The 14,665-nt window shown below is 38.3% G+C and carries 15 protein-coding genes; 9 read left to right on the top strand and 6 right to left on the bottom strand.

What is annotated here, in order from left to right; all coding sequences use genetic code 11:
• Nucleotides 1-450: 450 nt before the first annotated feature.
• From gltS to AC1M9D_RS04725, 4 genes are all read left to right on the top strand, one after another.
• Nucleotides 451-1,698: a sodium/glutamate symporter gene (gene gltS, locus AC1M9D_RS04740; protein WP_180028146.1), complete on the top strand. Its 1,248-nt coding sequence runs from the start codon at nt 451-453 to the stop codon at nt 1,696-1,698.
• A 131-nt stretch (nt 1,699-1,829) separates the two neighbouring features.
• Nucleotides 1,830-2,825, top strand: a complete 996-nt coding sequence (locus AC1M9D_RS04735) for a patatin-like phospholipase family protein (protein WP_481611610.1) — start codon at nt 1,830-1,832, stop codon at nt 2,823-2,825.
• Between the two features lie 153 nt (nt 2,826-2,978).
• Nucleotides 2,979-3,158 (top strand): hypothetical protein, encoded by a 180-nt coding sequence (locus AC1M9D_RS04730; protein WP_035268348.1) that lies wholly within the window; start codon nt 2,979-2,981, stop codon nt 3,156-3,158.
• A gap of 170 nt (nt 3,159-3,328) precedes the next feature.
• On the top strand, nt 3,329-3,844 hold the full coding sequence (locus AC1M9D_RS04725) for an acyl-CoA thioesterase (RefSeq protein ID WP_481611609.1): 516 nt from the start codon (nt 3,329-3,331) through the stop codon (nt 3,842-3,844).
• Nucleotides 3,845-3,875: 31 nt separating this feature from the next.
• Here the strand turns inward: AC1M9D_RS04725 and AC1M9D_RS04720 are convergent, their stop codons facing one another.
• Together AC1M9D_RS04720 and AC1M9D_RS04715 are read right to left on the bottom strand one after the other, a co-directional pair.
• On the bottom strand, nt 3,876-4,100 hold the full coding sequence (locus tag AC1M9D_RS04720; RefSeq protein ID WP_180028077.1) for a hypothetical protein: 225 nt from the start codon (nt 4,098-4,100) through the stop codon (nt 3,876-3,878).
• A gap of 352 nt (nt 4,101-4,452) precedes the next feature.
• Nucleotides 4,453-4,683 carry a hypothetical protein gene (locus tag AC1M9D_RS04715; protein WP_035268355.1) on the bottom strand — a complete coding sequence of 77 codons (231 nt, stop codon included), beginning with the start codon at nt 4,681-4,683 and terminating at the stop codon, nt 4,453-4,455.
• A gap of 581 nt (nt 4,684-5,264) precedes the next feature.
• Here AC1M9D_RS04715 and AC1M9D_RS04710 point away from each other — a divergent pair.
• The 4 genes from AC1M9D_RS04710 to sbmA all read left to right on the top strand — a co-directional run bounded on the left by AC1M9D_RS04710 (nt 5,265) and on the right by sbmA (nt 8,640).
• Nucleotides 5,265-6,266 carry a CobW family GTP-binding protein gene (locus AC1M9D_RS04710; RefSeq protein WP_481593606.1) on the top strand — a complete coding sequence of 334 codons (1,002 nt, stop codon included), beginning with the start codon at nt 5,265-5,267 and terminating at the stop codon, nt 6,264-6,266.
• A 101-nt stretch (nt 6,267-6,367) separates the two neighbouring features.
• The gene (locus AC1M9D_RS04705; RefSeq protein WP_481593645.1) at nt 6,368-6,898 is read left to right on the top strand and encodes a YaeQ family protein; all 531 of its coding nucleotides are present in this window, start codon (nt 6,368-6,370) and stop codon (nt 6,896-6,898) included.
• Nucleotides 6,899-6,936: 38 nt separating this feature from the next.
• Nucleotides 6,937-7,275, top strand: coding sequence for an FKBP-type peptidyl-prolyl cis-trans isomerase (locus AC1M9D_RS04700; protein WP_481611608.1), 339 nt, complete (start codon nt 6,937-6,939; stop codon nt 7,273-7,275).
• Between the two features lie 165 nt (nt 7,276-7,440).
• Nucleotides 7,441-8,640, top strand: coding sequence for a peptide antibiotic transporter SbmA (gene sbmA, locus AC1M9D_RS04695; RefSeq protein ID WP_481611607.1), 1,200 nt, complete (start codon nt 7,441-7,443; stop codon nt 8,638-8,640).
• A gap of 70 nt (nt 8,641-8,710) precedes the next feature.
• Here sbmA and AC1M9D_RS04690 read toward each other — a convergent pair whose 3' ends face one another.
• From AC1M9D_RS04690 to salA, 3 genes are all read right to left on the bottom strand, one after another.
• A complete protein-coding gene (locus AC1M9D_RS04690) occupies nt 8,711-9,601 on the bottom strand; it encodes a LysR family transcriptional regulator (RefSeq protein WP_481610947.1) in 891 nt (296 codons plus the stop codon).
• Between the two features lie 123 nt (nt 9,602-9,724).
• The gene (locus AC1M9D_RS04685) at nt 9,725-11,089 is read right to left on the bottom strand and encodes an MFS transporter (RefSeq protein WP_051586596.1); all 1,365 of its coding nucleotides are present in this window, start codon (nt 11,087-11,089) and stop codon (nt 9,725-9,727) included.
• 59 nt (nt 11,090-11,148) lie between these two features.
• Nucleotides 11,149-12,456 (bottom strand): salicylate 1-monooxygenase, encoded by a 1,308-nt coding sequence (gene salA / locus AC1M9D_RS04680; protein ID WP_481611606.1) that lies wholly within the window; start codon nt 12,454-12,456, stop codon nt 11,149-11,151.
• A gap of 307 nt (nt 12,457-12,763) precedes the next feature.
• Here salA and AC1M9D_RS04675 point away from each other — a divergent pair, with 307 nt between their 5' ends.
• Entirely contained in the window at nt 12,764-13,249 is a 486-nt protein-coding gene (locus AC1M9D_RS04675; protein WP_481611605.1) for a hypothetical protein, read from the top strand.
• Nucleotides 13,250-13,386: 137 nt separating this feature from the next.
• On the opposite strand, the gene AC1M9D_RS04670 is transcribed toward AC1M9D_RS04675, so the two are convergent.
• Nucleotides 13,387-14,274, bottom strand: coding sequence for an NADP-dependent oxidoreductase (locus AC1M9D_RS04670; RefSeq protein ID WP_481611604.1), 888 nt, complete (start codon nt 14,272-14,274; stop codon nt 13,387-13,389).
• Nucleotides 14,275-14,665 lie beyond the last annotated feature (391 nt).

Below are 14,665 nucleotides of genomic sequence, written 5' to 3'. Positions count from 1 at the left end.
TTCAGACTAAAGAATGTCTGAATTTTGCTGATTGAATAAACAAAAGTAATGCGAATTATAAAAAAAAGTGCATAATGTTCGGCTTAAACAGTGAGCAGTCCTGATCATCAGGAATTTCTTAATCATTTTAAGTTCACTAAAACATATTTAAGTGTTTGTTTGAGCCATAAATCAATTGTATCAAGCAAAACGCATGTCTAAGAATAGAGTGCGTTTTGTGCTACTGATTTATTTTGAAAAGTGTATGTTTTTTATTAACAAGATTGAATCCAATGAAATCGAGGAATTAATATATTGTTACTCAATTAAAAATTTTATCTATTCTTTTAGATAATCAATATTGAATAAGGATATGTTTATTTTTGGATGTGAGATTCGAAATAAATCTTATTGATTAAAAAACAAGCATAATATGAATTAACAGTCATCTGTATTTGCTGAGAATTAATGATGGAATTTACTTTTAACGCTTTTTACACGTTAATTGCTGCAGTAATAGTTTTATTGCTTGGCCGTTTTCTTGTCAACAAAATCGACTTCTTAAAAAAATATAATATCCCAGAACCTGTAGCCGGTGGTTTGGTTGCTGCCATAGTTTCTTTAATTGTTCATAATTTGTGGGGCTACAGCATTACCACGAGTAGTGAATTGCAAACCAGCTTTATGCTGGTGTTCTTTGCTTCTATCGGTTTAAGTGCAAACTTCGCCAAACTCAAAGAAGGTGGTATGGGTCTGGTGATCTTCCTGATCTGTGTCGCATCATTTATTATCGTACAAAACTTTGTCGGTATGAGCCTTGCAACGTTGCTTGGTATTGATCCACTTATTGGTTTAATTGCAGGTTCTATTACCTTAACGGGTGGTCATGGTACTGCTGGTGCATGGGGTGAGATTTTAGAAGTCGAGCATGGTATTCAAGGTGCTTTAGCACTGGGTATGGCCAGTGCGACATTTGGTTTGATTATTGGTGGTTTGATTGGTGGTCCATTAGCGAAATTATTGATTAATAAGCACCAGCTTTCATCACCAGTGACTAATTCGGTTGAAAAAGACACACGTGATGCGAATGCAATTGCAAATCCGAATGATCAAGGCGAGTTTGTGCCTTTTGAAAACCGTAATCAAGTTCGTTTAATCACTGCGGATAATGCGATTACCACATTAGGTTTATTTGCTGCGTGTTTGGCATTTGCTGAATTTATGACAGGTTATAGTAAAGGCACTTGGTTTGAGCTTCCAACTTTCGTTTGGGCATTAGGTGGTGGTGTTATCCTGCGTAACATCCTCGAAGGTCTCATGAAAGTGGAAATCTTCGATCGTGCAATTGATGTATTTGGTAATGCCTCTTTATCGTTATACCTAGCAATGGCACTTCTTTCACTTAAGTTGTGGCAATTGGCTGATCTTGCAGGCCCATTGGTTGTGATCTTAACAGCTCAAACCTTAACTATGGCATTGTACGCAGCATTTGTCACTTTCCGTGTGATGGGTAAAAACTACGATGCAGCAGTTCTTGCAGCAGGTCACTGTGGTTTCGGTATGGGAGCAACACCAACAGCAGTTGCAAACATGCAGGCGATTACAAATATGTATGGTCCTTCACATAAAGCATTCTTAATTGTACCTTTATGTGGAGCATTCTTTGTTGACTTAATCAATGCAACAGTGATTCAAATGATTCTAAAATTTTTTGCTTAATCTGAAGATTTTTTAAGAAAGTGTCATTTACAAAAAGCCCCTCATCTGGGGCTTTTTGTCATAAAAAATTCATACAGACGACCTGTCAATGATATGCTTTCATTCAGTTTAGATTTTTAATTTCTGACGCAATGAAGAAGTTTGTACTCCTGATTTCCCTCTTATCTTTGATGGGCTTACAAGGCTGTCAACAGGTTGTAACCAAAGCTCAGCTTTCAAAATCAGTGTCTACTCCTTTGGTGGATGCTTCATCTCATATCATTAAAAATAAGCATAAGAAAACTGATGCTCCGAGTATTGCATTGGTGCTCGGGAGTGGGGGAGCGCGAGGTTATGCACACATTGGTGTCATTGAAGTTTTAGAGCAACGTGGAATCAAGCCTGATTTTATTGTTGGTACCAGCGCAGGGAGTATAGTCGGGTCAATATATGCCAGTGGAAAATCGGCAAAATCGTTACGTGAAGTTGCATTAAATATGCAAGTCAATGATGTACGTGATTTTAACATTGGTATCCAAGGCTTTTTTGATGGCGCTAAGGTTGAAAACTATGTCAATAAACAAGTGGACTTTAGGCCCTTAGAACAGCTCCCTATTCCAATGTATGTGGTGGCAACAGAGTTAAAAAATGGAAATTTAACAGTATTTAACTATGGTAATACTGGGCAAGCAGTGAGAGCTTCTATCTCTATTCCAAGCATGTTTATTCCAGCTAAAATTGCTGATAAGGATTATGTTGATGGCGGTTTAGTAAGCCCTGTACCAGTCAATGTGGCGAGAGAGTTGGGTGCAGATATTGTGATTGCCGTTGATATTTTGGCCCAGCCTGAGCACACGGAAACCTCGAATGTGTGGGGGATGTTTAATCAAAATATAAATATTATGCAAAATAAGATCGCGTATAACGAGCTAAAAAATGCAGATATTGTGATACAGCCGGATCTAAGAGAAAAAGCACATATCTTTGATGTTAAGGGTCGTGAAAATACGATTCAAGCAGGTATGACTGCAGCATTGAATAAAGTTAGTTTATTGGATCAGATACGTCATCGGACGATAGGGCAATATGATGCTCATCAATATCCTGCCCATGATGATAGTAAAAGAGCTGTTTGTTTAAATTGCTAAATTAAATCAGATCTTAATTGTCTCATAAAATATATAAAAAAAATAAGTAAAATCATTGTTATAAATTGAATGATTGGTATATTGGGGTGATAAAAACGAGGGTTAGTATTTTATCTAACCCTTAAAAAGATGAAATATAAATTAAGGTGTAGTGTGTCAGTTTTTCAAGTTGGTCAAATTGTTTATTTAGCGTCAAATTCAGATATTACATTCGAAATAATACGAATTAACTATGATGAAACCTATGAAATCCAAGTCAAGAATCAAGCATCGTTAAAGTTAAAATACGATAATATTTCTGCTGAGATGCTTCGTTTAGTCAAAGATGAATAAATTTTAAGCAAATTTATCATAGCTTCTGAGAGTGAACGATTTCCTCTGATACTTTTAAGCTATCAAGCCTTGAAATTATTGGAGTTTGTTTCTGATTTAAACATTTTATAATCAAGAAAAAAGTTATAATAGTGTATTAAATCTCCTGTCATGATTGAGTTCTAATATTTATGTCCGAATTTAACCAAGCGTTACCGCTTGCAGATGATCAGTCTGAATTAACGATGTCTGTATTAATGACGCCGGATATGGCGAATTTCTCAGGTAATGTACATGGTGGAACAATTTTAAAGCTGCTTGACCAAGTTGCTTATGCGTGTGCAAGTCGATATTCAGGTTCTTATGTTGTAACTTTATCTGTTGATAAAGTGAACTTTAAAGAACCAATCCACGTGGGTGAGTTGGTGACTTTTTTAGCCAGTGTGAATCATGTGGGGCGTACCTCAATGGAAATTGGTATACGCGTTGAAGCACAAAATATTCAAAAACGTACGGTACGACATACCAATAGTTGTTATTTCACAATGGTCGCTGTGGATGAACATGGTAAACCAAAACAAATTCCACCGCTAAACCTAGATAACGACTGGAAACGTTGTCGTTTTGAAGCTGCTGAGCATCGTAAAGTTGCTCGTTTGAATGAAAATCATCATCCTTCTTGCAGCATTTATAAGAAATCGGTTTAAGAAAAAAGACTTCACATGGTGAAGTCTTTTTTTATGGATTTTGTAGCTTGGCGAGGGTATGTCCATCGACAATCATGTACCAGTTGCCTTGTGCATCCTTGTAGGGTTGACGAGTGACAATAAATTTCGTGTTGATAGGACCTAAACCTGTTTCAAATCCAGTATCTGAAAACTGTTTAATTGGAGCTGAAACGGCGGTTTTTTTACTGAGCTGATTGTTACTATATTCTATACGACCATTAGCAGTAATATTCAATTGAACACGACTGTCCGCGCTAATCCAATGTCCTACATAATCCAGTTTGTCCTCTGGTAAAGGTTTGGAACATGCAACCAGCCATAGGCTGAGTATAACTATCCCAAGAAATTTCTTCATTTTCATGTCACGAGCTTAGAATTAAATTGGCTTTTTGGTTAAAATATGCGATTTATTTATCATTTATATCGTTTTATAATAATTATGTATAGGTGTTTATCGTAATTTCTAGAGAATTATTCAAAAAAACAGGCATAAAAAAAGTAGAGCTGTAGCAAAGCTCTACTTTTAATCAGATCAAGCCATCGGGGGAAGACTTGGTCTAAAATTCAGTCAATTTATTTTTGATTAATTACTGAGCAGGTTGAGCTACAGGAGCTTCAGTACCTTCTTCAGCTGCAACCTCTGTACCCGGTTGAGCAGCTGTTGGTTGACCAGCAGCAGTAGTTTCAGCATTCACTGGTTGTTCTTGAGAAGAAATCAACACTTCCTGTTTTTTTTCATCTTTTGCTTCTGTTGCAGCAAATGTTGAGAAAGCTGTGAAGGCAAGTGTAGTTGCTAATAAAGTTTTAACTAAATTCATGAGTGGCATCCTTATTCAATAAAATAAATTAGAATTTAATGTCATAAGCTTTCCGAGGAGAGAAGCGAATATGAAATTAAATCTAGATCATCGCGTAAAATGTTAAAAGCTGAATCGCATCTAATACGGTTAGCGAGTCAACGAAATTCATCCTAAGTCCAGAAGCTCAATTGGGCAATCAATGCAACAAAGTGAAACACGATAGTTAACGCACGACTAACAAACCAAGGTGTAATGTAGTTTTTTTGTCTCAATGAGAGTCAATATGCCTCATAAAGTTGTCAAAAAATATGTCATGGTGAAGAAAAAAACAGCAATTTTTTTACGTAGTTTTACATTTGAAAAGGTTCGATTAGAAAATCAAAATTGAAGTTTTGAATTAAATTCAGAGTAATGATCTGTGAAATAGATTTACATATTTTCAATTTTGATTCAACAGTTCACTTATCCTATTTAATTCCAATCATTTAGTCTTTTGAATTCATGCATTCATATAAATTATGAGGAAAATTATCCTAGACTTGTTTTTTAGATAAATTCCGACAAGAATCCGTACACCTCTTCAAATTCAGAGATCCATTTTGAAAGTACTTGCAACTCAGTCAGTGCCTACACATATCATTACAGGTTTTTTAGGTGCAGGGAAAACCACGCTTTTACAACAACTTCTCAAATTTAAACCTAAAAATGAGCGATGGGCTGTATTGATGAATGAGTTTGGTCAAATTGGCGTTGATCAACAGTTATTGCCAAATGACGATGGCTATGAAATCAAAGAGCTATTGGGTGGATGTCTGTGTTGTACAAGTCAATTGCCAATGCAAATTGCATTGTCTCGGTTATTACAAGAATCCCAACCAGATCGACTATTTATAGAGCCGACAGGATTGGGTCATCCTGCACAGTTGGTTGAACAGTTGACTGAACCACATTGGCAATATCTAGTTGAGATGCGTTCTGTAGTAACAGTGATTGATGGATCTCGTTTACATGACTCAGATTGGATGAAGCAAAGCTTATATCAAGATCAGTTAAAAGCGGCTCAAGTCGTGGTTGTGTCCCATGCTACAGACATGAATGACATGGATCGAAAACAATTGGCTGATTTAAAACAACAATATTTAGCTTATATTCCACATTGGCTTGAAGCTGATCAAGGCAATATTCGCTTAGAACAAATTGATTATCCTTATGTGGGAATTCAGCGTTCAATGAAACCCTTATTCAAGGTTCAACGTCAGTTCAAAGCTGATGAGGAAATGCCAGCCGTAAAGCAACTGCCGTATCATTACGTAGAACAGGCTCAAGGGTATATTGTGGCAGGATGGAAGCTTCCAAAACGTTGGCAGTTTGATTTTTATGAATTATTAGACATCCTTTGTGAGCTAAAACACTGGGTACGTATTAAAGGCATCTTCAATACTAACCAAGGTTGGATGACATTCAATTTTAATCCTGATCAATTCAATTACAAATCAGGCGAAGAGAATATGGATAATCGGATTGAAGTGATAACCCAGCAGAATCAAGATTGGGAGCATTTAGAGCAATCAATTCTTAAGGCGCGAATCGATGATCAATAAAATCGTTAGATCATTCAACTCAGAATACAGACGGATTGAAAAGCATTTTCTCAATGTATGCTGAATCGGGTATGCTTAGCACCAAATTTGAGGATACCCTTATGGCGTTAAAAGCGACGATTTATAAAGCAGATTTAAACATAGCCAATATGGATGTTCATCAATATGGCGACTATCAGTTAACGATGGCTCTACATCCGTCGGAAACGATTGAACGTTTGATGGTTCGAGTATTGGCATATGCTCGTTTTGCAGATGAGCATTTAGAATTTACTAAAGATTTATTTGAAACTGATGAGCCAGCACTTTGGCAGAAAGATTTAACAGGTCAGTTGGAAAAGTGGATTGAAGTGGGTAGTCCAGACGAAGATAAAGTAAAAAAAGCGAGTGCGCGTTGTAAAGAAGTTGCGGTGGTCACTTATGGATCATCAGTGGATGAATGGTATAAGCGCAACAGTAAATTGAAAACATTGAAAAATGTGCAAATCTGGCAACTCAGTGAACAAACAACGACACAAATCCAAGCATTGTGCGAACGTACAATGCAACTGCAATTGAATGTGATGGATGGCGAGTGGACATTGATTTCTGATCAAGGTCAAGCTGAGATTGAGTGGACTCAATTACAGTAAGCCACTAAGATTTTAAAGATTAAATTTGGAGTAAGCACATGACGGCTGAATTAGAAATTATTGACTTGGTGGTAGGTGAAGGTAAAGAGGCTGTAAAAGGTGCTTTAATTACCACGCATTATACTGGTTGGTTGGAAGATGGTACGAAGTTTGATTCATCATTAGACCGTGGTAATTACTTTGAGACTGTGATTGGTACAGGTCGTGTCATTAAAGGCTGGGATCAAGGTATTATTGGAATGAAAGTTGGGGGTAAGCGTAAACTGATTGTGCCTGCACAATTGGCTTATGGTGAGCGTAAAATGGGGAATATTATCCCAGCCAATTCTAATCTAATCTTTGAAATTGAATTGTACGATGTAAAAACTCGCGATTAATTAAAGTCGATGAAAAGCCCTGCATTGCGGGGCTTTTTTATGTTACAACAATGCTGAGCATGCAATAGATATAACAAAAAATTTCTAAAAAACGCACCGACTCAGCAGAATTAGGATTACTATTCAGAAAATTCATTCAAACAAAATTAGGGATATAAGCGCTGAATGTTTAAGTCATTTTTTCCGAACCCAAAGTGGTTTTTTCTCTCTGTCGTCTTATGGTTTTTTATTAATCTCGCTTTATGGTTTTTTGCGGATGGAAAACAATGGGGAGAATATTTAGGTTTTCCTCAAGGTTATGCAGAAGCTGAACTTGCGATTAATATCAGTCGTTTTTGGTCACCGCAATTTTTGTGGTTCTATCTATGGTTCTTGGTGGCGACCGCCTTATTTGCACTGTTTTGGAAAATAAAATCAGACAATCCGTGGCAGCGTTGGTCAGTATGGGGATCTGCATTTATCCTTTTTAATATTTGGTTAACAGTACAAGTCAGCGTTGCTGTGAATGCATGGTATGTACCATTTTGGGATTCTATTCAACAGATTTTAAATTCTGGTGGTGGTGAGGTGGATAAACTCTATGCGGAATCATGGACCTTTATCAGCTTGGCCGGTATTTCAGTGACATCAGGCGTCATCAGCGCTTTCTTTACCAGTCACTATATTTTTAGATGGCGTACAGCAATGAACGAATACTATGTTCAGCATTGGGAGAAATTGCGTCATATCGAAGGTGCTTCGCAACGTGTACAGGAAGACACCATGCGTTTTGCAACGATCGTTGAGGATTTAGGGGTCGAGTTAGTCCGTGCAGTACTGATGTTAATTGCCTTTCTTCCTTTATTATTTGCATTGTCTGCGAAAGTGCCTGTTTTACCATTTATTGGTGAGTTGCAATATTCTTTAGTATGGGCAGCGATTGGATGGGCGGTATTTGGAACTGTCTTATTAATGGTGGTGGGTATGAAACTGCCAGGATTAGAATTTAATAATCAAAAAGTGGAAGCGGCATATCGTAAAGAGTTGGTATACGGCGAAGACCATGAAAATCGTGCGCAACCTGCAACCTTAAAACAACTTTTTAAGAATATTCGTGCTAACTATTTTAAATTGTATTTCCATTATGCCTATTTCAATTTGTTTGCACGTTGGTATGGACAACTGGATAATCTGTATATGTTATTTGTGTTGTTCCCCGCGATTGCAGCAGGCCTGTTGACACTGGGATTGATCCAACAAATTATGGGTGTATTCAATCGTGTTCGTGAGTCATTCCAATATTTGGTGAGTTCGTGGAAAACGATTATTGAGCTACTTTCTATCCGTAAACGTCTAAAAGCATTTGAATCTATTTTGGAGAAGTAGTGCCCATCATGGATTTAAATTATTAAAAAAAGGCTCGTATATACGAGCCTTTTTATGTCTGAGTGGGAACTTAGAGCGTGCTGAAAATATTTTTTAGAATCTTACAAAACCACTTACGTGCGTCTAAGTCATCCTTATGGTTATACCAGTTAACACTGACATTGAATGGACGAACCTCAAAAGGGAGTTCAAAAATTTGAATATCCGTATGCTGCTGATAAACCTTCGCGGCTCTCGAAGGCAGAGTAACCAGAAGTTCTGAGTGTTTTACCACGTTCTGCAAAACACTGAAGTGGGGGACTTCAAGCATGATCTGACGAGAATGACCAAGTTCTTTTAAACGCTGATCAATTTCAATATGACCAGTACTCGATTTGATCGCAACATGTTTTTCCGATAAATACGCTTCCATGCTGAGCTTCTGCTGTATGCGCGGATGCTCTTTTTTAGCGATACAGACATAACGTTCCTCAAACAAATTTCGAGATTCAATTTTGGGCATAATGGTGTGACTGCTATTAAAAACGGCCACATCTAAAAAGCCTTCAACCAGCCACTCCTCTACTTTTTCAGAGTGAATTTCCTCAATTTCAAGTTTGATATGCGGAGCATGTTGTTCTAAATATTCAATCAGCGAGGGAAGTAAACAAATTTCTCCTAAATCAGAAATGCCTAAACGAAATACTTTTGAAGAGGTTAGCGGGTCAAAATGCTTGGCAGAATCAATCGCCATATCAATTTTAACAATCGCTTCGTAGAAACTTGGATAAAGACTTTGTGCAAGCTTTGTGGGTTTAACACCAAACTTGTCACGTACAAAAAGCTGATCATTCAGCATTTTCCGCAGTCGATTTAAATTATAGGTGACAGAAGGTTGGCTGAGATTCAAGCGCTCTGCGGCGTGACTGATATTTTGAGTTTGATAAATAATAATAAAAACTTTAATCAGACTTAAATCGATCAACTTTACATTCCTTGTAAATATTTAGAGACAGTCGCTATATCGAATAACCACTGTAACAAAAAAAGAGAGAGTTAACTCTCTCTTTTATTTTTAATGACTTACATGTTGTTGATGAATCATCTACTCATAAGCCACGTTTTTAACGCCGTTTGCTGCGCCTGCAATTTTTTTATTGCGGAGATGGATCGCAGTCACACTGATCACTGCAATCATACAAGGGATAGATAAGGCAATGAAATTATATTGAACTGGCAAATTAAGGCTAAGTAACCATCCACATAAGATCGGACCCAAGATCGCGCCTAAACGACCTACGCCAAGTGCCATACCTAGACCTGTCGCACGTATGTTAGAAGAATAATATTGTGACATATAAGCCAACAATAAAATTTGTCCGCCAATCGATGCTGCACCTGCGACTGCTACACAGAAGTAAAGCACCATGGTTGGCAAGTTATAGCTTAATAAGAATAGGGAAATTGCGCCGCTCACAAACAAGGTACAAAGAACTTTAGGTAAACTGAATTTATCAGCAAAAAAACCACCAAAGATTGCACCCAGCATACCACCAATATTGAGTGCAAATAGGAATACTAAACTGGTTGAGAGGTTGTAGCCTGCTTCCATCATCAGTTTAGGTAACCAGTTACCAAGTGCATATACCAATACCAATGCCATAAAGACACTTGCCCAGAATAGAACAGTAGTTACACCACGACTTTCAGTAAATAAGTCTTTCACTGGTGATTTAGACGATTCTTGGTTTTCTTGATGCAGACTAATGCGCATATCAGCAGGAATTCTTAGATTTGTGTCAATTTGTTCTAAGATATGAGCAGCTTCTTTATGCTTATTTTGACGAACCAAATAATCGATGGATTCAGGCAATAACTTCCAAATGATTGGCAATAGAATGAGTGGAATACCTGCAATCATAAACATGATTTTCCAGCCAAATTGCGGTACTAGCCACATACCTAAAATGGCAGAGCACATTCCGCCTACAGCGTAACCACTAAACATCAATGACACTAAGGTGGAGCGTAAACGCTTAGGCGCATACTCTGTCATTAGTGTAATAACGTTCGGCATCACGCCACCTAGACCTAAGCCAGCAATAAAGCGATAGATCCCGAACTCTTGAGGATTGCTCGCTAGGCCACACATCACGGTAAAACCACTAAAAATGACAATACAAACTGCAATCAGTTTTTTACGGCTAAAGCCATATTTTTCAAGTTTGTCACTCATACTGCCAAAAATGATGGCTCCAAACATCATGCCAAAGAGGGCAAGACTTCCTAAGAAGCCCGCCGTCATTGGATCGATTGCCCATTCTTGCATGAGTTTAGGCAATGCCACACCGTAGATGACTAAGTCATAGCCATCAAAAATAATAATCAATGCGCTGAGTAAGATGACTCGCCAGTGAATGGCTTTGAGTTTGGCATGATCAATAATTTCATTTGCATTTAACGTATTCATGGAGACCTCCCTGGTCAATGAATCGGTTGATAACAGTCCTGTTAATGTTTTTGCTTAATTTATATGGCTTCAGCCACGAGATGTTTCTCTATTGCTTGGCCTAAGCGTTGTTGTGCAAGTTCAACGTCTTTCTCTAAATCGTGTTGCCATAACCAATCAAAACGGTGTGCTAAATGTTGACCTACACTGTCAAAATCTGGATATAGCGGCGAATATAATTCGTAAATTTCACCAGATTCGCGTGACGTGTTTTGTACACGAATGGCACGCTCTTTACGCAGTTGCTCATAGACATGAGAGAGTTGTGCAAGATCTTCAGTGCAAATTTGCGCAGGGTGTTGTTCCAGATGTTTGAATAATGCAGAAAGAATTAAAGCATCTTCAAGACCTTGACCAGCACCAGCTCCTTGGTGTGGCAACATCGCATGTGCTGCATCACCAATCAAAATGACATTGTGTTCACTGTTCTGATAGGTCTTAAGTGGCTCAATCTCATGAAGGGCCCAGATGGTAGGTTTTTCAATTAAGTTCAGTAATGCGCGACAGCTCTCACTCCAATCCGCAAAATCAGCCAGCATTTCAGTTTTGGTTGTTGGTCGTGTCCAAGGAGTCCCTTCTGGCAGAGTTGTATTCTTGCGATCTGACTTAAAGGCAACAATATTGATTTCTTCACCTTTACGAATAGGGAAAGTTAAGATGTGTTTGTCTTTACCCAATAACATTTGTGGGACATCTGCAAGTTCAGGATCGTGTCCAAGTTCTGCAATAACCTGTTTAAAATCTAAATACTTGATAATGCCGCGATAAGCCCATGTTCCTGAAAATTGAGGATCGACTTTTGGAAGTTGATGCGATGCCAATACATGATCACGCACAACAGAATGAATACCATCACAACCAATCACGTAATCAGCTTCAACCACTTCACCATCTTGGAAAGTTAAACGAACACCAGCGCTTGAAGCTTCAACAGATTGTACACGTTTATTGAAATGTGCATTTTGTGAAGGAACGAATGGAATAAGTGCATCTAGAAAATCAGCACGATGCACAGAAGATTGACCGACTTGAGGTGCGATTGAAGCCGATAGGTATTCATCGGTATAGCCATTACGCCATTGGAACCAAATATCTTGATAAGGCGCAGCAACTGTATCCGCAATGGCGTGATATTCTTCACCCAAGCCTAGAAGTTCAATTGCTTTAACAGCATTGGCACCAAATGAAATGCCTGCGCCAATTTCTGAAAATTGTGCTGCTGACTCATATAAATGCACATCAAATTTTTTATTTTTTACGAGGTTGGTCATTAAAGCTAATCCAGCAATACCACCACCAATGAGCGCAATCTTAATTTTTCTTTCCATGATTCAATTCCGAGTTGTTTGCCCTGAATAGGATCATTACTGATTTTTAAATACTTATCCAATTTATATTTTTTGGTAAAAACTATTTAAAAAATTGATAGTTTGAATTTGACGTCTATTCCCACTGGTTTTGAAGCTTTATTGTCAATATATGATCATTCATGTGCATGATTTAGCAAATTTACTACCTAAATTTTCATGTGCTTACTTGTTTTACAGTGTATCTGTAGGGAAATGCGTTCAGGATGTGATACAACAAAAACATAATGACAACGATGAAAATTGAGTTTAAGTGATGACTTTAAAAATGAATAAAACTGCTTTACGTACACTGTGTGCATCGGCTTTGATCACGGGCGTATCGACATTTTCGAATGCGGGACCAGCTGTAGATCAATTGAGTGATTGTTTGGTCAAGTCGACGACCGCTGCTGATAAAACGACAGTACTACAGTGGACATATTCAGCATTATCTACTCATCCTGATTTAAAAGGCTTTAGTAATGTCAGTGCTGAGCAACGTACGGCATTGGATCAAAAGTTAGCGCAAGTCTTGCAACGTGTGATCGTAGAGCAATGTTCAACACAGACCAAAGCGGTGATTCAAGCTGAGGGTATTCAAGCTGTTGGTGAAAGTTTCCAAGCATTGGGTCGTAGTGCAGGCGAAGAAATCATTAAAAACCCTGAAGTGAATAATCAGCTGAAAGGGGTGGTGCGTTATATTGATTTAAATAAATTGGTGACAACATTCCTTACCCCTGATATTTGGAACAAGCTTGGGATCACTCGTTAATCTCGAATTTCAATCAATCGTAAGAATATACATAATTTAGCGATTGATGAATGTAGAGTGGCGTTACTCAACATCATAATTCAAACTAGAAAAAAGGCAGGATGATATCCTGCCTTTTCACATTGTACGCATAGAAATTATTTGAATAGCAGCACACTTTTACCTTGCGTATGACCCTCTAAAATGTCTCGATAGGCTTGCTGTGCTTCTGTAAAAGGATATTCACGACTGACTGTCCAATTGAAGGTATTATTTGCAACGCCTTCGACCACGTGTTTTAAATTGGAAACATTACGTTTAACCCAGACCGCTTGAATTTTAGCGGATGACAGTTTTCGTCCTGCAATCGTGCCCATAAATCCGCCATTTTTCACTGTTGCCAATGAGGCTTGAGTGGCATCCTCGTTACCTGCCATATCAATCGAAGCATCAAATTGATCTGGATGGGCTTGTTTCAGACGCTCAATTAAACCTTCGCCGTACACGACAGGAATCGCCCCTAAACTGCGGATATAGTCTTGATTTTTTGCTGATGCCGTTGCCACAACTGTAATGCCACGACTCACTGCCAATTGAATGGTGATTGAACCCACACCACCTGACCCACCGTGTACCAATAAGCTTTGCATTGGACCAATTTCATCTAAAATAGTCATCGCAGTTTGAGCTGCTCCTGCAATCGACCATTCTAAATTTTTAGGTTTTGCGACTAAATTGGCGAGAGGAACGTCTATCACGGTTGCATGGGTAAATGCTCCACCTGAACCCAGCACTTCGTCACCGACTTTCCATGCACTGTTTTCAGCTACTTCTACGATTACACCTGCAAACTCGGTTCCGAAAGTTTGTGGGAGTTGTGCATGTTTGAATTCACCTGTCATGCGACGTGCATCAATCGGGTTAATCCCTGCGGCTTTGACTTGAATACGTGCCATTTCAGTGTTTAATGGTGGGAGGGCGTAGTCTGTAAATTCGAGGACTTCGGGTTGTCCGTAGCTTTGTGCGTTGAGTACTGTTGATTTCATGATTTGTTTCATTCTTCTTGATGATGAAATCAGTATAGAAGAGTGAAAGCAGGCAAATGAAGATCGAAAAATAGAACAGTGTTTTCTTTATTTTTTTGTTTTACCTCTCCCTTGCGAACTCAAAATATATTTTGAGGATTCTCATCACTTGCGCTTCGATTTAAAAGCAATGCTTTAAATATTGCTCAAGAGAGGGAACACCGCGTATCAAAATAATTACATGACACTCCCTCTCCCAATGGAATGAGCTGCACTGTTGCGCAAGAGGATCAGGGTTCTAAATATATGTTCTAAGTCTGCTCGGCTTTGTTGCACAAACCTAGCATCAAAAGCTTATTCAGCAATATAATTTCAAAATGAATAAGCCTGCCTCTAAAATCTACCGTACAAC

This window comes from Acinetobacter sp. ANC_7682, assembly GCF_056779795.1.
Note: the sequence above shows the minus strand (reverse complement) of the source record. Positions and strands in the feature narration are given on the sequence as shown.